Genomic DNA, 24,928 nt, shown 5'->3' with positions numbered 1-24,928 from the left:
AATATAGCTATCACAGGGGTTATACGCCAAGCCCTTCCGGTTATAGCATAGGAAGGTAGCGCAGTCCTAAATTAAATTAAACTTACGCTACAGCGTAAGCAGGACGGTAATTAGTGTTGTTTGCGTTTAAGCAATTGTGAGCCGTATAACGGAGCTGCTCAGTCCGGCGATGCAACCTAAACCTTCTTGATCCAGTCGAAGCCATGTCGCCCCCTCGTGGATAACCGAAGTTATAAGCGTATTATACCCAAAGCCATGTAAATGCAAAGGTGGTTTTTTACACTACTGAATGGTTATGATAAAACCGTATTCCCGCTCTTTAAAACGCAAAGAATCTTCTGTCGGGGTGTCGGGATATTGGTGCAGGAATTTGGCCTGAGGGTAGGTTTGTATGCTCATCGTCACATCTGCGTCGAAATTAAATCTTTTCAGAGTATTTCCGATCCCGTTAGCGATATTACCCAACGGATCGAGAATAAAATAGCTCATATCCCCCAACGTTTTTGATCCGAGAACCACTCCCCCCTCTTGATCCAATTTTTTCTGGAGGGTAAACATCTGTTCTCCCAAAATCGACCCCAGCAAAGGGGTAAAGATAAGATCCTGGATAGAGGGAACCTCGGCAAAACTCTCATACCCGTATTCCCAAAAGAAAGTGGACATAAGTGCTGAAAAAGCGGCTGATTCGCTTATCGACATCCCGTCATTTCTGGCTAAGGTATAGTAAAAAGCGCCTGAGACCGGATGTCCGATGTAGTTGATCATCCAGTTATCATTATCCCAGACAGGTGTTGTGGTGACGTTTTCTTTCCAGCGCTCTCCCAATGAGCGTTCTTTGAGCTTCTCCGAGTTCCAGTTTGTAATACTATCCGGCATTATGGCCAAAATCCCGATCGTTGAAATCATCAGAAACTGGAGAGAAACCGAATCTCCGATCAGGTTTTTATATCGGTCAGGAAGTTTATCGTTGACATTGATGTATTGGGGGAGATAATCTTTTCCTTCAGCGTCCTCGGTGAGATGAAACTCTCCGGATTCCGCAAAAGCGGGAGAAGGCGGTACAAAAATATCAGAACGATATTTTTGCCCGTTTTGGAGAATGTCGTTTTTCTTTAGCTCATCGTATAGCGTGTTATCCGCAAAGAGCGTTATCTCTGCGATGAACAAAAAAAGAATCCAACGGATCATTATGTGACTGCGAACACTCTGCGAGTGCTATTCATTAATAAGCGATTTGATCGTACGGGTGATTTCACAGCATTTGGCGATTTTTTGAGCAGAATTCAACGTATTATCCAAAAGGACATTCACGATTGCCGAACCGACGATAACTCCGTCAGCCCCCTGCACTTTTTCACGCGCCGTTTGCTCGTTTACACCGAATCCTACATAGACAGGGGTAGCCGTATGGCGTTTGATCATTTCCAGTACCGGAGCCAAGTCTTCTGCTTTTCCGCTTCCTGTAATCCCAGCATAGGCGACTAGATAGATAAATTTGCGTGCTTCAGCGGTGATTGTCGCAATACGCTCTTCGCCATCGGTCGGAGCTACAAAGGTAATATTCGCCAATCCTCTGCTCTCGAAAAGCGGGTGATAAGCTTTTGCTTCTTCATACGGGACATCGGGGATAATGAGACCGTTTACACCGATGCTTTTTGCCTTGTCCAGCAACGATTCCATCCCGTATTGGTAAAACGGGTTAAAGTATCCCATCCACAGGGTATCAATTTTCGGTGCGATCTGCTCAGATATCTCTAATAGATCAGCGAAACGAAATCCGGCCTCAAGTGCTCTTTGATTTGCCGCTTCGATAACGGGACCATCCGCAACCGGGTCTGAAAAAGGGACTCCGATTTCCAGAGTATCGACACCGCTTTCGCTCAACGCCAAAGCCAAATCAACAGTAAAATTTTTATCGGGATAACCGGCAGTAATATACGCTACGAGTTGTTTCACGCGTTCTCCATATCAGGTAAAATTAAAAGGGAAAAATGGATTTTAGAGAGTTCATTATCCATTTTGAAATCTTCTTGCCATTGCAAAAACATATCAGAGACGCTGATAAACCATGTGATCGTTTCCTCGTTCACAACTTTATCCCGGGTTCTGAGCTGTTCGAGGGCATCTTCGACAAACGTCGATAAACGGACCATAGGTTGAATCTGTAAATAGCCCGATGCCGATTTGATATTATGAAAAATCCGGAACAGCTCTTCGATGCTGCGCTGATAACGGTCACTATTACCCAAATCAATGATCAAAGGCTCGAGAATTTCCATCATCATGGCGTAATGATCTAAAAATTCGTCAATGATTTCAAAGTCGAAATTAGCTTCTAGAACGCTCCGGATCCCCATAATAAACTCTCCTATAATAGATGAATTATAACGAGCTTTTTATTAATCTCGCATCGTAAAGTGCCAAGCAATGCCATGGAGAGCAATTTTTTGGGTAAACTATCTCCATTAATACACATGAGAGTTTAGAGAACAATGAAAAAGCTGACTATCGGTTCGATTCAAAAACGCAAAGGTGCCCAGCCGCTCGTAATGATAACGGCGTATGATGCTCTTTTCGCCCGACTTTTCACCGAGAGCGCCGACATTCTCCTCGTCGGAGACAGCCTCAATATGAGCTTCGGCGGCAATCCCGATACGCTGAGTATCACTATGGATCAGATGATCTACCATACCAATGCCGTCTGCAAAGGTGCCCCGAATACTTTTGTCATTACCGATATGCCTTTTGGAAGCTATATCGATGAAACAACCGCTTTTGCGAATGCCATGAGAGTCTACCGCGAAACTCCCGCCGACGCGGTCAAAATCGAGGGGGGCGCCGATAAAGCCCATCTGGTACACTATCTCACATCCAACGGAATCGCCGTATGCGGGCACATCGGACTTTTACCCCAAGCGGTTCGTGCCGAGGGGGGCTATAAAGTCAAAGGAAAAACCGAAGACGAGGCCCTGTCTCTGATTGCTGATGCTCAGGCACTGGAAAAAGCCGGTGCCTTTATCCTCGTTATCGAAGGGGTCAAAGCCGATGTCGCGACACGCGTAGCCCAAAGCGTCTCCATCCCTGTCATCGGCATCGGAGCAGGCAACGGCGTAGACGGGCAGGTACTGGTCTTCTCCGATATGCTGGGTCTGTATGAGCCGTTTGTCCCGAAATTTGTCAAACAATATATGAACGGTGCGACGGCAGTCAAAGAAGCAGTCAAAACCTATGCGGATGAAGTCCAAAGCCGCTCGTTTCCCGATGAAAATTATGTTTATTAGGAAAGCCTAACGTGGAACGCATAGTAGAAATCGAAAAATTTAATGCCGAAGAGGTCACTGAGACCTCATTACGCCCCAGCGCATGGGATGATTATATCGGACAGGAACAGATCAAAAAGAATCTGGGAGTCTTTATCGAAGCGAGCAGCAAACGCCGTGAAGCACTCGATCATGTCCTCTTTTACGGACCTCCCGGTTTGGGGAAAACAACCCTTGCTCTCATCATCGCCAACGAGATGGGAAGCAATATCAAAGTTACCGCCGCCCCGATGATCGAGAAAAGCGGTGATCTCGCCGCCATCCTCACCAATCTCGAAGAGGGGGATATCCTCTTTATCGATGAAATTCACAGGCTGTCACCTGCGGTCGAAGAGATCCTTTATCCGTCGATGGAAGATTTTCGTCTCGACATTATCATCGGAAGCGGCCCTGCGGCGCAAACGGTCAAAATCGATCTCCCGCGTTTCACCCTCATCGGTGCGACAACCCGTGCCGGGATGCTCTCGAATCCTCTGCGCGACCGGTTCGGGATGAACTTTCGGATGCAGTTTTATACCCCGGATGAACTCTGCACCATTATCACGCAAGCTGCGACAAAACTCGGTAAAAATATCGACCAAGAAGCAGCACACGAGATCGCCAAACGTTCACGCGGGACTCCCCGTATCGCATTGCGACTGTTGAAACGGGTACGGGATTTCTCCGATGTTGCCAATGAATCGACGATACTGCATGAGCGTTCCCGCTATGCCCTCGATCAGTTGGGGATCAACGCCAACGGGTTTGACGAGATGGATATACGTCTGCTCAAACTCCTGATGGAAGCCAAAGGACGCGCAATGGGACTCAGCACGATCGCTGCGGCACTCAGCGAAGATGAGGGGACGATCGAAGATGTCCTCGAACCGTATCTTCTCGCCAACGGGTATTTGGAACGGACGGCACGCGGACGGGTTGCAACCCCTAAAACTTATGAATTACTCAAGTTTGGAACCCCTCAACAAGGACTGTTTGAATGACCATGAAAAGAGAGTATTTCACTCTGGTACTTCTCGTTGTTGTGTTATATGCAATGTACCGGCTGTATGAACCGTTTTGGATGAGTATTGTCGTCGCATCGCTCTTAGCCATCTCTACACACCATATTCAAATGGGGTTTTTCAAACTTACCAACAGCCGTTTTTGGGCTTCGGCACTCTCGACACTGGTTCTGTCGGCTCTGTTTTTTGCCCCTATGGGATATTTTTTATTCCATTTTTCGGTTTTTCTCCAAAATCTCGATCCGACTTCATTAGAAAAAATCGACGTCCACTTACGAAGCTGGGTGGCACATCTTCCCCCTGCACTTTCCAATATCGAAGCCAAAATAGAACTTTCTCTGAGCAAGTTTGATCCTGCTTCATTTGCCCAAAACTCCCTCGATTATGCGAGCCTGATCGGCGGTTTTGCCATGTCGTTTCTCTCTCGTACCGTATTTATTTTGGCCTTTTATTTTGTGGCGCTCTATTACGGTAAAGATATTTTCGAGTTTTTCAAACGATCCGCCCATTTTCCGCAACAAGAGAGTACCCTCATTATATTCGAAATGCGCTCATCCATGAGCGTCGTATTTTATTCGATTCTTGCGACTGCCGTATTTGAAGGGGCATTATTCGGGATTGCAATAGAATATATGGGATACAACGGATTGTTATTCGGCATCATGTTCGGATTTGCTTCCCTCATTCCGGTGGTCGGTGGAGCGATCATGTGGCTGCCGTTTACCCTCTTTGAACTCTCGATCGGAAATACACAAAGTGCTATTTTTATCGCACTCTATACGATAGTCGTTATCTCAATCATCGCCGATACGTTTATCAAACCGGTCATTATCAAAATCATCAACAAAAAATTGATCAAACCCGAAGATAAAATCAATGAACTCATCATCTTTTTTGCTATTATCGCCGGCCTCTCGACATTCGGATTTTGGGGAATGATTATCGGTCCGGCGATTACCGTACTGTTCCTGACCCTCATGCGTATCAGCGAAGCTGCTCCGCAGGAAGAAATTATCCATTAATGCTGTTAATAGAGCATTGATCCAGTATTATCATAAAAACTCTATGATACTACAGTTACATACCAACCGACGGAGAAAAAAATGAAAAAAGTTCTAAGTATAGCGCTCATTCTCGGAGCAACCGCCCTCATGGCCTGCCCGATGAAAAACGGCGGAATGATGAATGGTCAGGGGATGATGCAACGATGTGATTGCGATACGTCAAAACTCCCTAGACCGTTTGAAAAATTGGGTCTTAGCGATGATCAAAAAGCCCAAATCCAAAAGCTTCGTGAAGAAGCCAAAGAGTTCCATAACCAACAACACGAAAAAGTGATGGCGGTACTCACTCCGGAACAACGTAAAACATTCGAATCCAACATGCCTATGTGTCCTAAAGGCGGAATGAAAGGCAATATGAATATGCCTCAAGGACCAATGGGCTGCAAAGCTTGCAATAATAAATAGTCAGTTCCTATGGTAAAAATCCTCCTGATTGAAGACGATCTCGAAATCTCAGACCTGCTCACGCAGTATCTGAGCCGTTATCAGATGGAGGTGATCAGCTATGCCCATCCCAAAAGTGCTCTTGCATCGCTGGGAATCGAGTCGTACGATCTTGTACTGCTTGATCTAACCCTTCCCGATATCGACGGGCTGGATGTCTGCAAAATGCTCCGAGAACGGAGCGATATTCCCATCATTATCTCCTCGGCTCGGAGTGATTTGGGAGACAAAGTCATTGCACTGGAACTCGGTGCCGATGATTATCTCCCCAAGCCCTATGAGCCGCGCGAGCTTGTCGCCCGTATACAAAGCCTCCTTCGACGCATCAACGGTAAAACGATTCAGGTGAGCACAGATACGTTCCGCGTAGATGAAAACGGTATTTATAAAGACGGAGAGCTTCTTCCGCTGACTCGTGCCGAATTTGAGCTTCTGGCGCTGCTTATAAAACACCGCCGTCAGATCATTTCCCGTGACTTTATCGCCAATAACGTCGAATCGATCGGATGGGAGAGCTCAGAGCGCAGTATCGACGTTCTCATCAGCCGTATTCGCCAAAAAGTCGAAGCCAACCCCAAACACCCTACCCTCATCCGTTCCATTCGAGGAATGGGCTATCAGTTTACTCTATGATTTCGCGCCGTCACTCCGTATTTTTCAAACTCCATTTTTTCTTTTTTTTGGCAGTGATCGTTTTACTGTTATTGTTTATCTCTGCTTTGAGCGAGCAGGAACAACAAAGATTCCACCTCCTTGCCCATCGCTCTATGGAGCTCTCCCGTATCATAGATGAGACAAGAGATCGAACCTGTATGGAACAAAGCGAAGAACTTCAGGAAGCGGGATTTAAAATCATAGATGCACTGACACCGAATTGTGAAGCGATTCCTCTCCCACCGCCGATGCGTGCCAAACTTCGATCCCGCAATGTGAGCGTCACCATCTACAAAGACAACAAAGGCTTGATTTACGCGTTGTCACGTGAGCACTGTACAATGTATTATCGCGATACGGCCGAGGGGGCAACGTACTATTTTGTCTGGTTCTTGTTTTTTGCCCTCATGGGCGGTTTGGTGAGTATGTATTTGGTACTTTGGAAAAATCTCAAACCGCTCAAACATTTGTACGAGCAAATACAGCGATACGGCGAAGGAGAAGAGATCCTCAATACGCCCAACACAGGCAAGGATGAAATCGCCCTCATTTCCAACGCCCTGCACAGTGCACTGGAAAAACAAAACAAATTCAAAAAATCGCGCGAACTCTTTTTGCGCAACATCATGCACGAGCTCAAAACACCGATTATGAAGGGAAAACTCATCGTAGAACTCGAAGAGCCAAGTCCGAATCGAAACTTGCTCGGGAAACTTTTTACCCGACTCGAACATCTGATACGTCAAATGGCATATATTGAGAAAATGCATGCTTTTTCACTCACCAAAAGTCCGCATCGTCTTGATACAATGATTCATAAAGCAATCGAAAATCTGATCATTGATAACCATTCAGTCCGAATGAGCGGTTGTGAACAAACCATTACAGTCGATGAAAGTCTCTTTACCAGTGCTCTTCAAAACTTGATTGATAATGCAGTCCGTCATGCATCTTCGCTTCCGATAGAAATTACGTGTAACGGTGAAAAAATCTGTATCCGTAACAGCGGTGAACCGCTTAAACGTCCGGTTGAAGAGGCGTTACAGGCATTTGTAACAGAGCGCGGAGAAGGCGGATTAGGATTGGGGCTATATATCGCCCAGTCAGTGTGCGAACTGCATAATTTTACATTGAGCTACCGCTATGAAGAAGGAATCCATACGTTTTGTATTATCTTTTGATAATACTCTTTTTCATCCAAATCCATATAATCACCGATACCGCTGCCATCCCTAAGCTCAATGCCATCCCGAGCGTCATCCACTGACCTGCGATATACCCGATCTGTGCATCCGGTGCACGGTAAAACTCCACCGAAGCACGACCGATTCCGTATAAAAATCCGTACAGCAAGATCAGTTCACCTTCAAATGCTTTGCGCTTACGGTAAGCATAGATAAGGACAAAAACAACGATCCCCTCGACAAATGCTTCATACAGCTGTGAAGGGTGACGGAGAGTATCGTAGACGTAAATCCCCCACGGCACATCGGTAACACGTCCTACAAGCTCTTGATTGAGAAAGTTTCCGATCCGTCCGAATACATATCCCAAAGGAACCGATACCGCTACCAAATCCATCAAGCGCCCGAAAGGGATACCGTGTCGGCGATGATACAGATACGATCCGATCAAAAAGCCCACTATAGCCCCGTGGAAACTCATCCCGCGGATTCCGACGAACTGCCCGTCGATAAACGGGTTAAATATCTGCCACGGATGACTCAGATAATAGGACGTATGGATATCGTAAAAAAGGATGTACCCTAACCGGGCACCGAGGATAACGCCGATCTCCGCATAGATAAAATAATCGTCCAGCTGTTCTTTGGTAATCGCGATGTTATCTTTCTTGACAATCCATTTGGCAATCATCAGTGCCGAGAGGAGCGCGAGGACATACATCAACCCGTACCAATGGACGGGAATCGAAAAAAGGTTAAACGCTACCGGATTAAAATGCTCGTAGATATGGTTCCAAAATTCCATTATGTTCCTTTAGAACGTCACGACTTTCCAGTCATTTTTCAGAGCTTCGGTCAAAAATTCTCCCGTGTGAATCGGTTCCACACCCAAAGATCGAAGCTGCTCGGTTACACCGTAATCGTCACTGCATACAACACATACGGAAGATTTGACACCGCTATCTACGACCTTGGCAAACATTTCCTGAATATCAGCATTCTCTGCCAAAAGTTTTGCCGATGGTCCCCAGATCATCAGATGGGCTTCATCCCAATATCCCCGCGGCAAGATAACACTTCCATAAAGGAGCACAAGTTTTTTGGCTACTTCGACCTCACCGCTGCTCCATACGATGAGAAGTTTATCCATTCCCATGCCCTTTTTGATGCTGACCCATGATTTGAGTCTGAACTTCCATATGTTCGTTCAAACGATACGCCTTGCCGAATCCCATAACGACACTGCCGCTTTGGGGAGTAAGCTCAAACAGATGAAAATCTCCCATATTCGAGAGTGATGTAACCAAGTCCGGATCAAAATGGGCACACAAACGATCGATAACTTGTGAATATGTCTCATTATCACGGTCTAATTCGCTTACGGATGCTTCAATCATTACCCGTTTGCGGGCAAAAGGTTGTATGCATTGAGACTCATCTTCAACAAAGAGCAAAGAGACCTTTTCGCTAGCCAAAAGATTCCGTCCGTGTTGCGCTACCGTACTGATGAGGATATAAAAATTATTTTCTATTCGAATATACGGTGCCGTACTCGCATGCGGTTCACCCTCAGGAGTGATGGAGGCCATAACCAGTGTTTGGAATGTTTCTAAAAACGATTCAACCTCTATCGTTGTCATTGTCCGGCCTTTAGTGCTTCCGCGATCAGTTCGATCGGATTTTTAAAGACGACATCGACATTCGCCTCATTCATAGAATTATTGATCTGCATTCGGCATGCACTGCACTCAGCCGTAACCACCTGTGCCCCTGTTTTAGCGATCATGGCAGCTTTCGGTCTCCCTACGGCCTGGGCAAAATGGAAATTTTCCGTCTGCATCGTCACACCGCCGAAACCGCAGCAGGCATTCGGATCGCTCATTTCGGTAATCGTGTAGTTTTGAGAAACGAGGCGGCGCGGTTCTTGATAAACCCCCTGCATCTTACGGGCATGGCACGGATCGTGATAGGTCACCACCGCGTCACTTCGCCCCTTGCTCGCCAAAATTGCTTTGAGATCGGTTTTTTGTTCCAGCCACTCGGTTGCCATAAAGATTTTGTCTTTCAGCGCACGTGCGCGCTCCAGCCACTCGGGCTGATCGTGAAAGAAATGCTCGTAATCGATTTTGATCATTGCACTGCAGGTCGCTTCGGGAATGATGATCGCTTCAACCTCATCGATGAAACTTTCAAAATACTCAATGTTCTTTTTGGCGTTATGATCGACTGTCGCAAAGTCCCCGGTAAAATAGGCAGGTGCTCCGCAGCAAAGCTGTTTTTTGGGGATAAAAGCATCTACTTCCAACACTTCCAAAATTTCCAACAACCCTTTACCGATCTCCGTGTAATTGTAGTTTGCCAAACATCCGATAAATATGGCAACACGGCGTTTTCCGCCGTTAGGAATATTTTCAGGATAAGTGTTCAAAAAGGATGTTTTTCCCATCGACGGTAAAAGACGCTCTTTTTTGATGATCGGCAGATTAAACCGCGGCTGCATCGAGTTAAGTTCCGCTTTGATTTTAAACCCACACGTTTGAAAGACATACCCGAGTTTAAAGAGGATATCCATTAATGTACGATGACGCAGAAGAAAGAAAAATGCCCGCTTAAACCATGCAATTCCGTATTTATCGGCCAGATCGGCACGAACCTGTTCGATCACCATATCCGTCGGAAGGGCTTTCGGACATACGTCCGTACAATTGGTACATAAAAAGCAGGTTTCAAAAATCGCTTTGGCGTTTTTATCCAATTCCAACTGCCCGCGCTGATACGCACCGAGCAGATCGATAAATCCGCGTGGAGAGGTAACCTCATCCGCATTAACATTGTGGATAGTACACACCGGAATACATTTCCCGCATTTAATACAGGCATCCGAAGTTTCGGTAAAATTAAAGAGTTCGCGAGGTTCCATTCATTTACACCGTTTTACTAAACGCTTTGTCAGAAGCCGCATGCCGTTTCATATAGGCATCAAACGGCATTGCGATATTACGGATCAATAATGTTCCTGTCGTTGAACACGTAATCGCTTCCGGAGTCATAGTAAGCAAACCATCTGCTTCAAACGGTTTAAGTGCTTCGATCGCATCGGCAAAATACTCTGCAAATTTCACGCCGTACAGCCGTTCGAAACGGACGATATCGAGTTTGAAATTACTCATCAATTCCATAATAACAAACTGACGGATACGATCATCCTCATTGAGGCCTACCCCGCGTTCATACGGCAATTTTCCCGCATCGATGGCGGCTTCATAGCCTTCCATCTCTTTGAAGTTTTGCGCATAATAATCTGAGCCTTCGCCGATCGAGGTGAGACCGATACCGATCAAATCTGCACCGCCTTTCGTCGTGTACCCTTGGAAATTACGGTGCAGTTCACCTTTGTCGATTGCTTTAAAAAGTTCATCCTCAGCTTTGGCAAAATGGTCCATTCCGATCATTCGATATCCGTTGGACTCCATGTGATCAATCGTATAGCGCATGATGGCAAGTTTCTCTGCCGGATGAGGAAGTGTCGTCTCATCGATTTTACGCATGGTTTTTTTAAGCCACGGGACGTGCGCATAGTTGAAAACGGCGAACCGGTCTGCGTTCAGCGTCAACGATAAATCTAGTGTTTTTTTGAATGTCTCCAAACTCTGATACGGCAAGCCGTAGATCAAATCGACATTGACACTCACCATGTTGTATTTGCGCGCCAAATCCATTGCCGCTTTGGTGATATCGTACGGCTGGACACGGTGAACGGCGACTTGTACCTTCTCATCAAAATCCTGAATCCCGAAGCTCACACGGTTAAATCCGGCATCACTCATCACTTTCATCTGTTCTTCGTTGATATGGCGCGGATCGATCTCACAGCTGATCTCGGCATCAGCGGTAAAGTTTTTAAAATGGCTCTTGATCGCACTGATGATTCGGTTCAGTTGATCCGCATCGAAAAACGTCGGCGTCCCGCCGCCGAAGTGGAGCTGAATGACAGGACGATTCACATCAATATGCTGCGAAAGAATCTGAAGCTCACGTGTAAGATAGTCAATGTAACGCTCTTTCTTCTCTTCTTTAGAGGTAAAAACAACATTACAGCCGCAAAAATAGCAGGCATTCTTACAAAACGGCAAATGGAAATAAAGCGAAAGAGGTCTCGAAGGATCTTGTGAGTGGAGCTTTCCGAGGTAGCTGTCGTAATCAAACGTGTCACTAAACTCTAATGCCGTAGGATAACTCGTATAACGAGGTCCCGGTTTGGAATATTTGGTAAATTTATCAAAGTCAAGCATTGTCATCCTATCGTTACCTGTGAATGACGCGATTATGCCCCTTTTGGGTTGAATAACGGATAAAAAAGAAATATTATTCTACAATAGCGACCGCTCATCACAATATTTGCGTGCATTATCGTACAATTTCATCGACAATGTGATAAAATAATTACTAATAAAACTATAATAAAAGAGGATACATGAGTATGATCAAAGTGCTTGTCGTTGAAGACGACGAAGTCACGGCAATGAATTTGAAAATGTCCCTTGAAAAACAAGGGTACGATGTAATATCCATTGCCGATAATGCCGTTACAGCACGCAATAAAATTAAAATTTATAATCCTGACATTGCTCTGATCGACATCGGCTTACAAAAGACGATGGACGGAATCGAACTCGCACAATTTATCCGTGATAAACATCCGCTCCCCTTTATTTACCTAACAGCCCATTCAGACAATGATATGCTTGCAAAAGCGAAAAAAACCGAACCATATGGCTACATCGTCAAACCATTTGATCCTATTAATCTGCATACCACGATTCAAATGGCACTTTACCGGTTTAAAGAAGAGCGAAAACGCAATTCCAATATTGATGAACTCAAATCAGACCGGGAAGAGCTTGAAAAATTAGTCTACGCTAAAAAACTCTCCGACAAACCGATTGTCGAATTCGGCGAGGGGTATCGTCACGATACCGGATTGGGTGAAACCTATTACCAAAACCAAAAAATCAAACTCACCAAAAAAGAGAACGCATTTATCCGTCTGCTGGTTGCACAGCTAGGGAGTGTCGTCGATTTCGAACAGGCGATCAATTATGTTTGGGAGACCAAAGGGGCTACCGACAACAGTGTCCGGACACTTGTTTGGAGACTACGGAGTAAACTCCCAACCGACGTGATTAAAAACGCTTCGGGAGTCGGTTATTATTTGGAAGAATAGCCGCTATATAAACTTCTTTATAAATTCGGATCGGAGCACTTCGTAGGCTTCGATAAAATCAAACTCGTCATCTTCTCCTACCGCCGATTCTTCAATGACATATGCCAGTCTGGAGAGCTCCTCAAAACGGAAATTAGCGCTCGAACCTTTAATCGCATGGGCGATAAAGGCAATATCCTCATACGATTTTTTCTCTATCGCACTCAAAAGTTCATGAAGGGAATGTTCCATTTTATGATGATAGATTTCCAACAAATGTTCAATCTGGTCTTCTTCGAGCATTAAAGCACTCTTGAGATGATCCATATCGATAGCTCTGCTGCTCAACACTTTAGTCGATGCACTCTCTCGCAAAGGGAGAACCGTAGGTTCCAAATAGCGTTCGAAAATCTGCTCTATCTCACGCAAGACGATCGGCTTGCCTAAAAATGCGTCATACCCGTTTTGGATGGAGCGTTCACGTGCACCTTTAATGACATTGGCGGTTAATGCTACAATCGGAGTATGTTTTTCTCCTCTTTCTTTCTCGTATGCCAAAATAGCTGCCGTTGCTTCATTTCCGTCCATTTGAGGCATCTGCTCATCCATAAAAATGAGATCAAAATTCTCTGATCGGTACTCCATCAGTGCTTCTTGTCCGTTCGCAGCTATGACGTATTCCAAACCGTATCGTTCTAAAATAATTTTAATGAGTTCCTGATTGGCGAGATTGTCTTCGGCAACCAAAACCTTGCCGATAAAGCCGAGTCTCCCGTTTTCCCCTATTTCAATCGGATGACGGGAATGGGTAATCCCCAAAACCTCACTCAAAGCGCTTTGGAGTTTCGTACAATAGATCGGAAAGGTAAGCGGCACAATCGTAGAAGTTGTATCATAACGATCATCCAAAAAGTCCAAAATTGCGACGGATGGAATACGATGCCGTAGAATAATTTCCCGTTTTTCATCATCCATAGAACTCTCTAAAAAGATCAGAAGATCACACTCTTCCTGAACGGTTGATACCTGCTGTATATCCAATCCGAAATGTTCCCAATATCGCTGAAGCGATTCGAGTTTATAACTCTCGGAAGGGTCATACTCAAGAAGGCCGAATCGGATACCGTCAAAAATTGAAACATCGAATTTAGGTATTTCACACTCATAGTTGGCAACAACAGGTATTTTAAGCGTAAACAAACTCCCCGCCCCTAATTCGGTTTCAAGTTCGATTGTCCCTCCCATATGCTCTGCCAGCTGGTTACAAATGGATAAACCTAAACCGGTCCCCTCATTAATTTTCATCATCCCCTCTTGTGCTTGAGAGAAAGCGTCGAAAATTCGTTCTTGATCTCCCGGTGCGATACCGATTCCGTTATCTTTCACGGATAGGGATAGTATTCCATCTGTACATCTTGCTTCAACATGGATCGCTCCGCCGGGATGACTGAATTTAACTGCATTACTCAAAAAATTCCCGACAATCTGTTTGATTCGAAGTGCATCCGCAACAATTTCATACGGGATAGAGGGATCGATAAAACTGGTCAGGGTAATACTTTTGGAGTTGGCACTCGGAACAAAAAGCTCCATGGTATGCGAAATCTCGTCATGGATATTAAAGGGCTGAGGATCAACCGTAAATTCTCCGCTGCGGAGTTTTGAGAAATCAAGGATATCATTGATGATATGCAGAAGGTTCTCACCGCTGTTGCTGATAATATCGAGATACTGCTGATAACGCGGATTCGTTGTTTCATCACGCAAAAGGGATACAAATCCCAAAATCGCATTCAGCGGCGTGCGGATTTCATGAGACATGTTAGAGAGAAAATACTCTTTGGCTTTGGAAGCATTGAGTGCTTCCTGCTCTTTTTGGTAAATGGTATCCGTATAGAGTTTTAATACGCTGGCAAAATTTTGATCAAACAAAAAGCTGATCACATTGAATACCGACTGATCATTAATCCCTAAACGGTACGTTGCATTGATAACCGAACGCTTAAAATGGGTACATAAAACGAACAGTTCATCTGCCCGAAGATCTTTGTTTTTCAGGTAATCGATTAGATCAGCGATTACCGGACACTCACCGATCGCCATATTTCCGGAAACAACTCCCATGAAGTAATCATAAACACTGCCGGCATAATAGGTACGAAAAAAATCGGGTTCAATCTCATGACGCTCTAAAATCGAAATACACAGCTCGGATTCGACCCATTCGTGTAATATAGAGTCCTTTTCAAAGAGGAGTTTCTCCTTGGAACGGACTAAAGGGGATATATCCGGTAGAGACATTCGGATTCCTTACTGCTAAACAATTTTTAGGGTTATGATACTGAAAAAAGGGTAAAAATATAATTTTTTATTATTTTAGTGCAATCCAGAAAAAAACGCCTAAACTGATAATTGCATATTGAAAAAGCAAAATTGCCGTCGTACCGATAATATTTCCGGTTTGACAACTCGTACACTGTTTGTAGATCCTGGCCTCGTACTGCGCGTACAAAAAGTAAGCAACCAGCAATAACGGAATGAGGATCAAAATATAGGTGTCAATCGTATACACCCATTTTTGGATTTCAGGTGAAACAAAAAACGGAAGGATAAAGGTAAGCGCTGTAAAGGAGATCAAATATTTCGCACCTCGCTTAAAATAGTCCCGATAAAAGACAATCGGACATGAACCGCCCCCTTCTACGAGACCGTGTTCCAAATGATCATTAATCCGCTGTTTCATCTCTTTATCAACACGATCTACAAAGGTACTTCCAAAACAATAATCGAGCTGCTGCTGAAAGGTTCTGGACATTTCGGCATCCAAATCACGATGGTGAGGGTTCCCTTTTTCGTCTTCATAAATTACCGTTACATTCTCAAATCGATCAACATCTACACTGATTCCGGGGTAATAGGTACTCCGTTCGGTCTGCGTACTCATCCCTGAATGTTTGATCAAACGGGCATTTATATACGGGATATAGTTTTCCCCTTCTTTCATAACGATTACATTGTATTGGATACCTATCATAATGGCACTGAGGGCGCTAAGATCATTCGCTCTCATCGTGTCGATCATATCGGTGATCCACTGAGACAATTCGTCATTAAAGAAACGGACATTGGCGGATATAAGCCGGATAGTCGGATCGGGATAGGTGATGAGATTTTTAATCATAATTAAACTTTAACGGAAAGGTTATAAGGAAGACATGACGGCCGGATGGGCCGTCTAAAAAAAATCACTTAGTGGCTTTTGCCTACTACAATAATCATTTTAATGTTGATGATTACGAAACGGATAAATTGCCAAATTTTGCATGTACGCATTGCACGGGCAAATTTTCCAGGAATCATCGCGGTATTGAATTTATCATTCTTAGCGAAGTTAAACTCTTCTTCTTTTACTGCCATTTTTTTCTCCTATTACAATATTTTAGGTCCAAAGAGAGACATCTCTCTTTAGTAATTGACTTAATGCTTATTCCGGAATTACTTTCCAGAACGGTTTGAGTTTTGCTTTATAGATAAACAAATAATGCAAGATGTGTTTGATCCAGTGACCCGCAAGTCCGATTTCCCCGAAAGTATAATCGGTATCACGGCCTGTTCCAGGGTATTTATCAAAGTCAGGTACAACCGGATAAACCGTCATAGCTGCTGCTTGACCGTCTAACCATCCTTTACCGGCTGATGCAACACACGCCGCACCCATTTCTGCCATAGAAGCTTCGTGCAAGTGTGCACTTGGGCCGTGTTTGATCAAATCGCAAACACTGTGTGCAACCGCTTTACCCATGATTCCGCTTGGCATACCCGTACGCGGAGGAGTTGGATTGATCATTGTACCGTTAGGAGATTTCATCGGTTTAGAGATGATGTGCGGAGGTGCGAATGCAATCCCTGCAGCAAATAGATTTTTATAGGTCGGATTTTGGTATGTACGAGGCCAGTCAGACGCTTTCCACTCTTCGTACGGTTTCGGTGTATAGTTAGCATCAACTTTCATAAAGCCGTTTGGTGCAAATACCGTATCGGTAATATCTTCACCTGCTTTGTTGTATGCTTTAAGACCGACACCGGCGAACGGTGGAATCAACATTGAGAAATCAAATGTTTCTTCTCCGATAGAACCGTCAAGAAGTTCATACGTTACTTTCCCTTTTTCTACTTTGTTGACATGTGCACCTGTGATGTAGTTAACACCGCGCTCAGCAAACAAAGACTCGGTAAAGATACGTGAGCTTACAACGTAACCGCCCACTTTCATGTGAAGTCCGCCCATACCGAAGTCACCCATGAATGACTCATTCGAGATCCATTGGATATCGGCCATATCACGGAGACCTGCTTTACGGATTTCGTGTTCAATATTGAAAATATACTCGAATGCCGCACCTTGGCACGTACACATACCGTGTCCTGTACCAACTAGGATTTTTTGGCGTTCGCCTTTGCGCATTTTATCCATAACTTTTTTAAGTTCATGCGCTGCATGATCCGCGTGATCCGCTGTACATACAGAAACAGTGAATTCACCTAAGTTTGACCCTTCACCCAAGCCCGGAGTCGCACCGAAGTTAAGTTTCGGTCCGGTAGCATTGATAAGATAATCAAACGTAATCTCTTCGCTTTGACCCGCTTTGCCTTGTCCTGTAAATTCAATCGTTACAAAAGATTTATCCGTTGAGCCATTCCCCTCAGGATTGATGCTGACCGCTTTTGCTTGCTTGTACGTGATCCCTGCTTTTTCATAAACAGGAGCAAGATCAAAGGTTACGTCCTCTTTTGTCATTCCACCGACACCTACCCAAATATTGGAAGGGATCCAGTTCCATTTTGAGTTAGGGGTAACTACTACTACTTCGTGTTCTTTTCCGAGCCAATCTGCCGCAAATGTCGCTGCAGTATGTCCGGCGACTCCGCCGCCGAGGACAACTAATCTCGCCATATCTTCTCCTTAGATGAATTCCATAAAAAGTGATTATAACCCCAATCCATCACATTTATATCACATCCTTAAAATAAGCCTTGCATTTTATACTAAAAAAAAATTACAAGCAGCCAATGTTACATTTTTTCCCAATCTGTTTGGAAAAAAGCCTTTATATTTATTCTCTCAAACCCCCATAGTGACGTATAAATCTGTTTCTTGTATTGACTTTTACCGTCATTGCTATTATAATTCTTACTGATAGTTAAAAGCTATAATTATTATTTGTATATCGAAATACAACAAGGTATAACAATGCAAAATGTTCTTATCATCGGTGGTGGAATCGCCGGAGTCGAAGCGGCGATCTATTACCGAAAAGAGGGATTTGATGTTGAACTCATCAGCGATCGTCCCTATGTATTCATTTACCCTATTGCGATTTGGATTCCGGTAGGAACGACTACATTCGACAATGTTGCCTTTCCTTTAGAGAAACTCGCTGCACGACACGGCTTTACGTTGAGCATCGATCGAGTGACATCCATTAGCGCGAGACAAAGAACAATCACCCTCGAAAAAGGGGGTAAACGGACAACCGATCACCTCGTAATAGCGACAGGTGCAAGCAAGATGAAACACGCCGGAATCGAGCATACGCTCTCTATCTGCGGTGCGCCCGAACAATCCGTACAACTTAAAGAGAAGATCGACGCTTTAATAAAAAAAGGAAGCGGAAAAATCGCATTCGGTTTCGGAGGTAATCCCAATGACCCTAGCGGCGTACGCGGCGGACCGGGATTTGAGCTCTTTTTCAATCTCCACCACCAACTTAAAAAGCTCGGTATCCGCGACAATTACGAAATGACCTTTTTCGCTCCGATGCCGGAGCCCGGGGCAAGAATGGGGAAAAAAGCCCTCTCAATGATGGAAATGATGTTCAAACAAAATCGATTCGGTTCACGCTATGGTAAAAAAATTGCCCGTTTTGAAGAAAATGGAGTCGTCTTTGAAGACGAAAGTATTCTTGAAAGCGATTTGACGATGTTTATCCCTGCAGGAGATGGATCGGTGTTTATCAAAGAGAGCGATTTGCCGCTTAACAATGCCGGATTTATCCGTATAGATGATTTTTGTGAAATCGTAGGGGTCAAAGGATGGTACGCCATTGGTGATGCGAGTGCGTTAGAGGGCCCGGACTGGAAAGCAAAACAAGGACATATCGCCGAAGTGATGGCTCGAAATGCAGCGCACAACAGTGCTATTGCTTGGGGATTCAAATCAGGCGAGAAAAAAGGATACAAAGACCATCTCAACATCCTCTGTGTGATGGATATGGGAAACGGCGCGGGATTCGTTTACCGCGATGATAAAAAAGCAACTTTGATTCCGATGCCGATCATCGGACATTGGATGAAAATCGCTTGGGGCTGGTACTATAAAATGTCCAAAATGGGCTATATCCCCCGTATCCCTGGGATGTAAAAAAATATAAAATAACTATTAATTTCTAAGGGTTGCTATCAGCCGGTTAGGATTTAGCAGTGCTTCAAGGGCATCATTGATCGATTGAAACACAACATCCGAAGCCAAAAGTGTTTTTGTACTTATCCCCTCTTCTTGAATCACCGCAAATCCCAATGCCGCATGTGAGAGGATAAGCAGATCATTTTTCCCGTTTCCGATCGCGACACAGTGCTCGGGTTTGAGTGATTCGAGAAAAGTCAGTTTTTCCCGATCTTGATGATATTTTCCGATCACATGGACTGAAATATTATGTCCATGACATTGCTCGTGAACGGAGCCGTACGTATCGGCTGTTATAACATGAATATCCAGTAAGACCGAAAGTTTCCCCAATCGCTCCATAACTCCCTCGATGAGTATCCCGTTAATCGCTATTGTCCCGTTATAATCCAATACCAAATGCTCAATCTCTAACCTTTCCATTCCCGGAACTTCAATTCTCACCATTTATCTACTCTCTTCTTTTTAGATTTATCAATTTTTTGATTTACCTATCATTATATTAATAATAAGCTAATTTAAACTGTATTAGAATGAATCCTATAGATTCATATGGAGGTTCTGTTATGAAACTGCATCCGCTCACTTTAAGTCTTCTCGTCATTTCATTGGGAGCTGTAATATCAATGGCACAAGAAAAAGGCTCAACCTTATTCGAGGAAAAATGTGCCGCTTGTCATGTCAAACAAAGACCGGCCTACGAAGAGATGAAAAACTTGATTGCACCTCCGATTATGGGAGTTATGACCCATGTCAAAAATGCTAAAACCACCAAAACTGAAGCGGTAAGTTTTATCAATGATTATATCTTCGATCCGACACAGGCCAAAGCACTTTGTATGAAACAGTCAATCGAACGTTTCGGTCTTATGCCCTCACAAAAAGGGTCCCTAACAAAAGAGGAATCAACCGCTATAGCCGAGTATCTTTATGACAATTATGGGTATGGGAAATAAATTCCAATACTTTTTTCAGTCTATCAGCTCTGCAACCACCGCATCAAGATCGCTGGTTGCGGTTAGTGCAATGCTTATCCCCATCCCTTCTATATTGCGACGTATTCCATCGCCCAATGTTCGCGCAACTAAAATGTTTGCGTCTTCTAAAAGGGGTGGAATGATCCGTCCTGCCGCCAATCCTTTGGCACTCTCGTCATTGACAATCTCTTTTTTGGTTTGGAAAAGCTCTTTATAAATGGGATTCTCTTTATAGGTAATTGAGCCGATAACCCCATCTTCCACTTTGGCAAATGCAAAGTATTTTGCGATCAAAAAATAAGGGTGGACGGAGATACGGTCATCGCTGGGAAATACAAGGGTAAAACTATGAGGTTCTCGTATAAGCTCGATCCCTTTTCCGAACATTATCATCTCCACCATTTTTTTGCGGGCCTGTTTGATAAGCTTGGCAAATGTCGGACGCGAAACCCCTAATGAGTGTGCACACTCTTCATGATAGAGCGCTTTGAAATCGGCGAGATAAAGCGCTTCGAGTTCATCATCTCGTAACTGTATCATCTCTTTTGGAGCTTGCGTTAAAGGGCCGAATGAAAAGCACGTAGGTTTAAAGGTAATATTGCGTTTTTTACCGGTCTTCATCGTATTTCCTAATGTTTACATATGTTAATTATAGTCATTTTAACCCAAACAGTTTCTGAAGCCTTTAAATAGGGGATAAACATCAATACAATAGAACTTATACTCTTTATAAGCTACCATTAATATCCTTTTAATTTTACATATGTTAAATTGTTTCTAGATATTTTACATAAGGAGTTTCACTATGAATAGAAAAATAGTCTTTCCTACCAATGAACACCAAGGGCTTCTTTCAAAACGGGATGCCCATTTCGGCAGAGCCAACTTTTATACCGTTGTTGAACTGAATCCCGAAGGCAAAACCGTAGATGTTCTTGTCGTTAAAAACGAAGGGCACAAAAGCAGCGGATGCGGCGGTGCCGTCGAAAATATCTGTATTCTCGGAGCCGATGCCCTGATCGTATCAGGAATAGGCGGTTCCCCGTTGCAAGGATTTGCACAAAAAGGGTTAGCGGTATATCACGACAATATCTCCGTGAGTGTCGAACAATCGCTGAACGCTTTTTTAGCCAATCAGCTAACCCTCATGCAGCCTGATATGAGCTGCTCACACCATTAAGGATTTATTATGATTATCGCTATGCCGATTAAAACATCGTCCCTCGATGCTGCACTCGCTCCCCTTTTCGGGAACGCCAAATTTTTTGCTTTTGCAACCGATACAACACAGATCGATGTTGTCAAAATGGACCAGCTCGGAGGACGTGACGTCGCCCGTACCCTCGTTGCCAATAACGTTGATGTATTGATCACATCCCATTTGGGATTGAATCCGTTCGCCCTCTTGAAAAGTTATGGCATCAAAGTCTATTTTGCAGGAGAAGAGCGATTAACGATAAGCAATGCCCTAAAGCTTTTCTATGCCAATGAGCTCATAGAAGTAACTTCGAACAACTTTGATTCCCTTTTGGGGGAACATGACCATCACGGAGAAACTCACGGACATTCCCACTCCCATGGCCACAATTGCTGCGGCCAACACTCACATGCGTAACGTATGAGAAAAAACCTCTTTTTCTTTTTCTGTGCACTCGCGTTAAGCGGGTGTTTGGAACGGGAGATTTTTACAGAGATTAATGATCGGCATTTTGTCGGTCATCCTCCATCCGCACTCCGCATCGAAGATTTAAGCGGTACGCTGAAAAGTACAAATGATCCGAATGCCCGTGTATCGGTGATAGTATACATTCACAGTGCACACTGTACCAATGCGCAAAGCAGATCATTAGGATCTGATTTTGACGGATATATCCGTATCACAATCAAAGAGAACAATACCCAAATTGCACGCGCACAAATGGACTATAAAGGGGAACCCGACGGCGACAAAATCCGGCAGGTTTACGATCACCTTATCCAGCAGTTGAAATGGTGAACATTGTTGCGTTTACTCTGCTTCTAAAATCTTTGTAATAATCTCAAATACATTATTCGAAAGATCCGGATGATTTTTAATCCGCTCTAATTCCCTCTGCATCTGTACTTTTTGCAGTACGGAGAGTTTCCCGTAATTTTTAAATGCCCCTGCAAGCCCGGATGCGATTTGCGGATTCAAGGCATCAATTTCGATCACTTTGTCCGCTACAAATTTAAACCCTTCTCCGCTCTCATCATAAAAAGCGACCGGATTTCGGGCAAACGAACCGATCAACGCACGAACAAGATTAGGTACTTTTGGATCATATACCGGATCGTTTTGCAATGCCTGAACGCGTCCAAGTGTCCCATCCCGACGAGATGAGGCACAAACACCGAAGTATTTGTTCATGACCAGCGTTTGGTCTTTATAACGGGTATAAAAATCATTTAACGCTTCGCCAACATCATTTGGAGCATAGTTTTCCAGTAGATCCAGGGCGCTTAAACGATCACTCATAGAGAGCGACTCACGATATTGGCGTATACACAGGTTTCGGATCGATTCCTCATCCAAACTCATTACAAGAGCCAGCAATCGATTTTTGAGGGCACGTTTTCCCATACTTTCACCATCGATCAAAGTATTGGAAGGATCAAATAACGCTTCAATCATATTTTGCAATTCGGAGAAATAACGTCTGGCAATTACCTGTTTCAACTCCTCTTGCGCCTTCACGATTGCCGCTACGTCGATAATTTCCTGACGCTGCATCATAGTCGTGATGGTCGGAAGCTCTAATATTTGGGATTTAAACATCGGATCAATCGTCACGTCACGCAGTAATGCACCATAACTCTCGATATAGTGTTCATTGACCGTATCGCCCGCTATCATGGATTCCAATGTTTCAATACCGAAACGGTGTGCCGCTTCGAAACGGACAAATCCGTCACGCTCATTTGCCATCAAAAACGGGTAATCGATTGTATCGCACTCAATGATCACCGGTGCACTGAATCCGCGGTTTAAAGAGAGACGAGGCGGTTTTGGAATCTCTTTGAAACGAATCTCATGAATTTGGTTTTCTATCCATAGAACATCCTCATGCAAGAGGGTAATATCATCGCTGACCAGTGGGTATTCGCTCCCATCAGGGGCTAAAAGCGCCATTTTAAACGGCATTGCATACGGAAGCTGTTCGTGATTTTTAGTATTTTTCGGGATATTCTGGATGATTTTCATCACCAGTTCAGACGAATCCGGAAGGTATTCGGTTGAAATCTTGAGAGTAGGTGTTCGTTCTTGGGAATACCATCGTTTAAACTGGGTCAAATCAACAGGACTTTGCGTCTCCATTGCCCATAGGAAATCTTCCGTTCCTACCGCTTGGCCGTCAAAATTCTCAAAATATCGATCCATTGCCGTCCGAAACCGCTCACGTCCCAAAAGCGTATACATCATCCGAATTACTTCCGCACCTTTTTCATAAACGGTTGCGGTATAGAAGTTATTGATCTCCATATAATGATCCGGCTTGATCGGATGGGCGGTCGGGCCGGCATCTTCGACAAATTGACGTTCGCGCAATGCCCTTACATCATCCAGACGTTGAGTCAGCTCTGAGTTCATATCAGCACTGAAGGATTGATCTCTGAATACGGTTAGCCCCTCTTTGAGTGTCAATTCAAACCAGTTACGGCAGGTAATACGGTTTCCGGTCCAGTTATGAAAATACTCATGGGCAATGACACTCTCGATCCCCATAAAATCGGTGTCGGTTGCCGTCTCTTCATCGGCCAGGACATAATGAGAGTTAAAAATATTGAGCCCTTTGTTCTCCATCGCTCCCATATTGAAACTATCCACTGCAACGATGTTATAGACTTCTAAATCGTATTCACATCCGTAGGTAACTTCATCCCACTCCATCGATTTTTTCAAACTGCGCATCGCATGATGGCATTTATTTTCATTGCCCAGATCGCAATAGATCGCCAAATCGATCTTTTTACCGCTCATCGTCGTAAACGTATCATGGATACTTTCCAAATCTCCAGCGACTAGAGCAAACAGATAACACGGTTTCGGGATCGGATCTTCCCAAAGAGCCATATGCTTACCATTCTCCAACGTTGCCGTTCCGCGCAGATTTCCGTTACTGAGTAAAACGGGACACGTTTCTTTATTGGCAATGATTTTCGTGGTGAATTTCGCCATTACGTCGGGACGGTCGATAAAATAGGTGATACGACGAAACCCTTCCGGTTCGTTTTGGGTGCACCAAATACCGCCGGAACGGTACAATCCCTCTAATGCGGTGTTTTGATCCGGATAGATACGGTTGATGATCCGGATACGGGCACTATCGCAGTCGAGAGGAAGGATCAATGCCTCTTCGGTTTTGGTATACATCTCTTCGGAATAGAGAACATCATCCACCCAGATGAGTTCCAGATCGAGCATCTCACCATCGAGTCTCAACTCTTTCGCATTAGGATCGCATCGCTTGATTTCCATAATGTTTTCAACCCGAGTCGAGCTGTTTTCGATAATAAATTCAAGCGAACAGGTTTCAACTGTATATGAACTGGGTAGATAATCTTTAAAATAAATCGTTTTATGATCTTGCATGCTTAA

Annotated in this window: 27 protein-coding genes; 12 read left to right on the top strand and 15 right to left on the bottom strand. The window is 44.2% G+C overall.

Translation table 11 applies throughout. The features are described from left to right. Positions 1-282 precede the first annotated feature (282 nt). Genes PHP90_RS00700 through PHP90_RS00690 form a run of 3 tightly spaced genes read right to left on the bottom strand, consistent with a single transcriptional unit; the run spans position 283 to position 2,357 of the window. A complete protein-coding gene (locus PHP90_RS00700) occupies positions 283-1,188 on the bottom strand; it encodes a DUF3943 domain-containing protein (RefSeq protein WP_299923722.1) in 906 nt (301 codons plus the stop codon). A 27-nt stretch (positions 1,189-1,215) separates the two neighbouring features. Further along, positions 1,216-1,956 carry a tryptophan synthase subunit alpha gene (trpA, locus tag PHP90_RS00695; RefSeq protein WP_299923719.1) on the bottom strand — a complete coding sequence of 247 codons (741 nt, stop codon included), beginning with the start codon at positions 1,954-1,956 and terminating at the stop codon, positions 1,216-1,218. After that, the gene (locus PHP90_RS00690; RefSeq protein ID WP_299923716.1) at positions 1,953-2,357 is read right to left on the bottom strand and encodes an Hpt domain-containing protein; all 405 of its coding nucleotides are present in this window, start codon (positions 2,355-2,357) and stop codon (positions 1,953-1,955) included. The genes trpA and PHP90_RS00690 overlap by 4 nt, the downstream gene beginning before the upstream one ends. A gap of 135 nt (positions 2,358-2,492) precedes the next feature. On the opposite strand from PHP90_RS00690, the gene panB reads away from it, so the two are divergent. The 6 genes from panB to PHP90_RS00660 all read left to right on the top strand — a co-directional run bounded on the left by panB (position 2,493) and on the right by PHP90_RS00660 (position 7,664). Beyond that, positions 2,493-3,281, top strand: a complete 789-nt coding sequence (gene panB, locus PHP90_RS00685; RefSeq protein WP_299923713.1) for a 3-methyl-2-oxobutanoate hydroxymethyltransferase — start codon at positions 2,493-2,495, stop codon at positions 3,279-3,281. An 11-nt stretch (positions 3,282-3,292) separates the two neighbouring features. Further along, positions 3,293-4,300 (top strand): Holliday junction branch migration DNA helicase RuvB, encoded by a 1,008-nt coding sequence (gene ruvB / locus PHP90_RS00680; protein ID WP_299923710.1) that lies wholly within the window; start codon positions 3,293-3,295, stop codon positions 4,298-4,300. Further along, positions 4,297-5,343, top strand: coding sequence for an AI-2E family transporter (locus PHP90_RS00675; protein WP_299923707.1), 1,047 nt, complete (start codon positions 4,297-4,299; stop codon positions 5,341-5,343). Before ruvB ends, PHP90_RS00675 begins: the two co-directional genes overlap by 4 nt. 81 nt (positions 5,344-5,424) lie before the next feature. Beyond that, a complete protein-coding gene (locus PHP90_RS00670; RefSeq protein WP_299923704.1) occupies positions 5,425-5,790 on the top strand; it encodes a hypothetical protein in 366 nt (121 codons plus the stop codon). 9 nt (positions 5,791-5,799) lie between these two features. After that, positions 5,800-6,462 carry a response regulator transcription factor gene (locus tag PHP90_RS00665; protein ID WP_299923701.1) on the top strand — a complete coding sequence of 221 codons (663 nt, stop codon included), beginning with the start codon at positions 5,800-5,802 and terminating at the stop codon, positions 6,460-6,462. Further along, on the top strand, positions 6,459-7,664 hold the full coding sequence (locus PHP90_RS00660; RefSeq protein WP_299923696.1) for an ArsS family sensor histidine kinase: 1,206 nt from the start codon (positions 6,459-6,461) through the stop codon (positions 7,662-7,664). The genes PHP90_RS00665 and PHP90_RS00660 overlap by 4 nt, the downstream gene beginning before the upstream one ends. Here PHP90_RS00660 and lgt read toward each other — a convergent pair. The 5 genes from lgt to hemN are packed head-to-tail and all read right to left on the bottom strand — an operon-like array spanning position 7,654 to position 11,959. Beyond that, positions 7,654-8,472 carry a prolipoprotein diacylglyceryl transferase gene (lgt, locus tag PHP90_RS00655; RefSeq protein ID WP_299923693.1) on the bottom strand — a complete coding sequence of 273 codons (819 nt, stop codon included), beginning with the start codon at positions 8,470-8,472 and terminating at the stop codon, positions 7,654-7,656. The two genes, PHP90_RS00660 and lgt, sit on opposite strands and share 11 nt — an antisense overlap. A 9-nt stretch (positions 8,473-8,481) precedes the next feature. Beyond that, the gene (locus tag PHP90_RS00650; protein WP_299923690.1) at positions 8,482-8,817 is read right to left on the bottom strand and encodes a DsrE family protein; all 336 of its coding nucleotides are present in this window, start codon (positions 8,815-8,817) and stop codon (positions 8,482-8,484) included. Beyond that, on the bottom strand, positions 8,810-9,307 hold the full coding sequence (locus PHP90_RS00645) for a pyridoxamine 5'-phosphate oxidase family protein (protein WP_299923688.1): 498 nt from the start codon (positions 9,305-9,307) through the stop codon (positions 8,810-8,812). Before PHP90_RS00645 ends, PHP90_RS00650 begins: the two co-directional genes overlap by 8 nt. Further along, positions 9,304-10,587 (bottom strand): (Fe-S)-binding protein, encoded by a 1,284-nt coding sequence (locus PHP90_RS00640; RefSeq protein WP_299923685.1) that lies wholly within the window; start codon positions 10,585-10,587, stop codon positions 9,304-9,306. The genes PHP90_RS00645 and PHP90_RS00640 overlap by 4 nt, the downstream gene beginning before the upstream one ends. A gap of 4 nt (positions 10,588-10,591) precedes the next feature. After that, positions 10,592-11,959 carry an oxygen-independent coproporphyrinogen III oxidase gene (gene hemN, locus PHP90_RS00635; protein ID WP_299923725.1) on the bottom strand — a complete coding sequence of 456 codons (1,368 nt, stop codon included), beginning with the start codon at positions 11,957-11,959 and terminating at the stop codon, positions 10,592-10,594. 182 nt (positions 11,960-12,141) lie between these two features. On the opposite strand from hemN, the gene PHP90_RS00630 reads away from it, so the two are divergent. Next, complete coding sequence (locus PHP90_RS00630) at positions 12,142-12,891, top strand: response regulator (protein ID WP_299923682.1); 750 nt, start codon at positions 12,142-12,144, stop codon at positions 12,889-12,891. 3 nt (positions 12,892-12,894) lie between these two features. Here PHP90_RS00630 and PHP90_RS00625 read toward each other — a convergent pair whose 3' ends face one another. From PHP90_RS00625 to PHP90_RS00610, 4 genes are all read right to left on the bottom strand, one after another. Next, positions 12,895-15,171, bottom strand: coding sequence for a hybrid sensor histidine kinase/response regulator (locus tag PHP90_RS00625; RefSeq protein WP_299923679.1), 2,277 nt, complete (start codon positions 15,169-15,171; stop codon positions 12,895-12,897). A gap of 70 nt (positions 15,172-15,241) precedes the next feature. Then, the gene (locus PHP90_RS00620; protein ID WP_299923676.1) at positions 15,242-16,051 is read right to left on the bottom strand and encodes a peptide deformylase; all 810 of its coding nucleotides are present in this window, start codon (positions 16,049-16,051) and stop codon (positions 15,242-15,244) included. A 68-nt stretch (positions 16,052-16,119) separates the two neighbouring features. Next, on the bottom strand, positions 16,120-16,287 hold the full coding sequence (locus PHP90_RS00615) for a hypothetical protein (RefSeq protein ID WP_299923673.1): 168 nt from the start codon (positions 16,285-16,287) through the stop codon (positions 16,120-16,122). 67 nt (positions 16,288-16,354) lie between these two features. Further along, positions 16,355-17,824: an FAD-dependent oxidoreductase gene (locus PHP90_RS00610; RefSeq protein ID WP_299923670.1), complete on the bottom strand. Its 1,470-nt coding sequence runs from the start codon at positions 17,822-17,824 to the stop codon at positions 16,355-16,357. 297 nt (positions 17,825-18,121) lie between these two features. Between PHP90_RS00610 and PHP90_RS00605 the strand changes: the two genes are divergently transcribed. Beyond that, positions 18,122-19,291 (top strand): FAD-dependent oxidoreductase, encoded by a 1,170-nt coding sequence (locus PHP90_RS00605; protein WP_299923667.1) that lies wholly within the window; start codon positions 18,122-18,124, stop codon positions 19,289-19,291. 18 nt (positions 19,292-19,309) lie between these two features. Here PHP90_RS00605 and PHP90_RS00600 read toward each other — a convergent pair whose 3' ends face one another. Then, complete coding sequence (locus PHP90_RS00600; protein ID WP_299923663.1) at positions 19,310-19,780, bottom strand: ATPase P; 471 nt, start codon at positions 19,778-19,780, stop codon at positions 19,310-19,312. Positions 19,781-19,899: 119 nt separating this feature from the next. Here PHP90_RS00600 and PHP90_RS00595 point away from each other — a divergent pair, with 119 nt between their 5' ends. Then, positions 19,900-20,289, top strand: coding sequence for a c-type cytochrome (locus tag PHP90_RS00595; protein WP_299923659.1), 390 nt, complete (start codon positions 19,900-19,902; stop codon positions 20,287-20,289). A gap of 15 nt (positions 20,290-20,304) precedes the next feature. Here PHP90_RS00595 and PHP90_RS00590 read toward each other — a convergent pair whose 3' ends face one another. Next, entirely contained in the window at positions 20,305-20,931 is a 627-nt protein-coding gene (locus tag PHP90_RS00590) for a DUF134 domain-containing protein (protein ID WP_299923656.1), read from the bottom strand. Between the two features lie 184 nt (positions 20,932-21,115). Here PHP90_RS00590 and PHP90_RS00585 point away from each other — a divergent pair, with 184 nt between their 5' ends. The 3 genes from PHP90_RS00585 to PHP90_RS00575 are packed head-to-tail and all read left to right on the top strand — an operon-like array spanning position 21,116 to position 22,306. Beyond that, positions 21,116-21,490 carry a NifB/NifX family molybdenum-iron cluster-binding protein gene (locus PHP90_RS00585; RefSeq protein ID WP_299923653.1) on the top strand — a complete coding sequence of 125 codons (375 nt, stop codon included), beginning with the start codon at positions 21,116-21,118 and terminating at the stop codon, positions 21,488-21,490. Positions 21,491-21,499: 9 nt separating this feature from the next. Further along, entirely contained in the window at positions 21,500-21,925 is a 426-nt protein-coding gene (locus PHP90_RS00580) for a NifB/NifX family molybdenum-iron cluster-binding protein (protein WP_299923650.1), read from the top strand. A gap of 3 nt (positions 21,926-21,928) precedes the next feature. After that, positions 21,929-22,306 (top strand): hypothetical protein, encoded by a 378-nt coding sequence (locus PHP90_RS00575; RefSeq protein WP_299923647.1) that lies wholly within the window; start codon positions 21,929-21,931, stop codon positions 22,304-22,306. Positions 22,307-22,318: 12 nt separating this feature from the next. Here the strand turns inward: PHP90_RS00575 and pepN are convergent, their stop codons facing one another. After that, a complete protein-coding gene (gene pepN / locus PHP90_RS00570) occupies positions 22,319-24,922 on the bottom strand; it encodes an aminopeptidase N (RefSeq protein ID WP_299923645.1) in 2,604 nt (867 codons plus the stop codon). Positions 24,923-24,928 lie beyond the last annotated feature (6 nt).

This window comes from Sulfuricurvum sp. (assembly GCF_028712165.1).
GTDB lineage: Bacteria > Campylobacterota > Campylobacteria > Campylobacterales > Sulfurimonadaceae > Sulfuricurvum.
This window is presented reverse-complemented; position numbering and strand designations above follow the sequence as displayed.

Bases quoted from the DNA above. Each gene is read 5' to 3' on its own strand.
- PHP90_RS00700 (WP_299923722.1), bottom strand. From the start codon at position 1,188: ATGATCCGTTGGATTCTTTTTTTGTTCATCGCAGAGATAACGCTCTTT.
- PHP90_RS00690 (WP_299923716.1), bottom strand. From the start codon at position 2,357: ATGGGGATCCGGAGCGTTCTAGAAGCTAATTTCGACTTTGAAATCATT.
- panB (WP_299923713.1), top strand. From the start codon at position 2,493: ATGAAAAAGCTGACTATCGGTTCGATTCAAAAACGCAAAGGTGCCCAG.
- PHP90_RS00675 (WP_299923707.1), top strand. From the start codon at position 4,297: ATGACCATGAAAAGAGAGTATTTCACTCTGGTACTTCTCGTTGTTGTG.
- PHP90_RS00670 (WP_299923704.1), top strand. From the start codon at position 5,425: ATGAAAAAAGTTCTAAGTATAGCGCTCATTCTCGGAGCAACCGCCCTC.
- PHP90_RS00665 (WP_299923701.1), top strand. From the start codon at position 5,800: ATGGTAAAAATCCTCCTGATTGAAGACGATCTCGAAATCTCAGACCTG.
- PHP90_RS00660 (WP_299923696.1), top strand. From the start codon at position 6,459: ATGATTTCGCGCCGTCACTCCGTATTTTTCAAACTCCATTTTTTCTTT.
- lgt (WP_299923693.1), bottom strand. From the start codon at position 8,472: ATGGAATTTTGGAACCATATCTACGAGCATTTTAATCCGGTAGCGTTT.
- PHP90_RS00650 (WP_299923690.1), bottom strand. From the start codon at position 8,817: ATGGATAAACTTCTCATCGTATGGAGCAGCGGTGAGGTCGAAGTAGCC.
- PHP90_RS00645 (WP_299923688.1), bottom strand. From the start codon at position 9,307: ATGACAACGATAGAGGTTGAATCGTTTTTAGAAACATTCCAAACACTG.
- PHP90_RS00640 (WP_299923685.1), bottom strand. From the start codon at position 10,587: ATGGAACCTCGCGAACTCTTTAATTTTACCGAAACTTCGGATGCCTGT.
- hemN (WP_299923725.1), bottom strand. From the start codon at position 11,959: ATGCTTGACTTTGATAAATTTACCAAATATTCCAAACCGGGACCTCGT.
- PHP90_RS00630 (WP_299923682.1), top strand. From the start codon at position 12,142: ATGAGTATGATCAAAGTGCTTGTCGTTGAAGACGACGAAGTCACGGCA.
- PHP90_RS00625 (WP_299923679.1), bottom strand. From the start codon at position 15,171: ATGTCTCTACCGGATATATCCCCTTTAGTCCGTTCCAAGGAGAAACTC.
- PHP90_RS00620 (WP_299923676.1), bottom strand. From the start codon at position 16,051: ATGATTAAAAATCTCATCACCTATCCCGATCCGACTATCCGGCTTATA.
- PHP90_RS00615 (WP_299923673.1), bottom strand. From the start codon at position 16,287: ATGGCAGTAAAAGAAGAAGAGTTTAACTTCGCTAAGAATGATAAATTC.
- PHP90_RS00610 (WP_299923670.1), bottom strand. From the start codon at position 17,824: ATGGCGAGATTAGTTGTCCTCGGCGGCGGAGTCGCCGGACATACTGCA.
- PHP90_RS00605 (WP_299923667.1), top strand. From the start codon at position 18,122: ATGCAAAATGTTCTTATCATCGGTGGTGGAATCGCCGGAGTCGAAGCG.
- PHP90_RS00600 (WP_299923663.1), bottom strand. From the start codon at position 19,780: ATGGTGAGAATTGAAGTTCCGGGAATGGAAAGGTTAGAGATTGAGCAT.
- PHP90_RS00595 (WP_299923659.1), top strand. From the start codon at position 19,900: ATGAAACTGCATCCGCTCACTTTAAGTCTTCTCGTCATTTCATTGGGA.
- PHP90_RS00590 (WP_299923656.1), bottom strand. From the start codon at position 20,931: ATGAAGACCGGTAAAAAACGCAATATTACCTTTAAACCTACGTGCTTT.
- PHP90_RS00585 (WP_299923653.1), top strand. From the start codon at position 21,116: ATGAATAGAAAAATAGTCTTTCCTACCAATGAACACCAAGGGCTTCTT.
- PHP90_RS00580 (WP_299923650.1), top strand. From the start codon at position 21,500: ATGATTATCGCTATGCCGATTAAAACATCGTCCCTCGATGCTGCACTC.
- PHP90_RS00575 (WP_299923647.1), top strand. From the start codon at position 21,929: ATGAGAAAAAACCTCTTTTTCTTTTTCTGTGCACTCGCGTTAAGCGGG.
- pepN (WP_299923645.1), bottom strand. From the start codon at position 24,922: ATGCAAGATCATAAAACGATTTATTTTAAAGATTATCTACCCAGTTCA.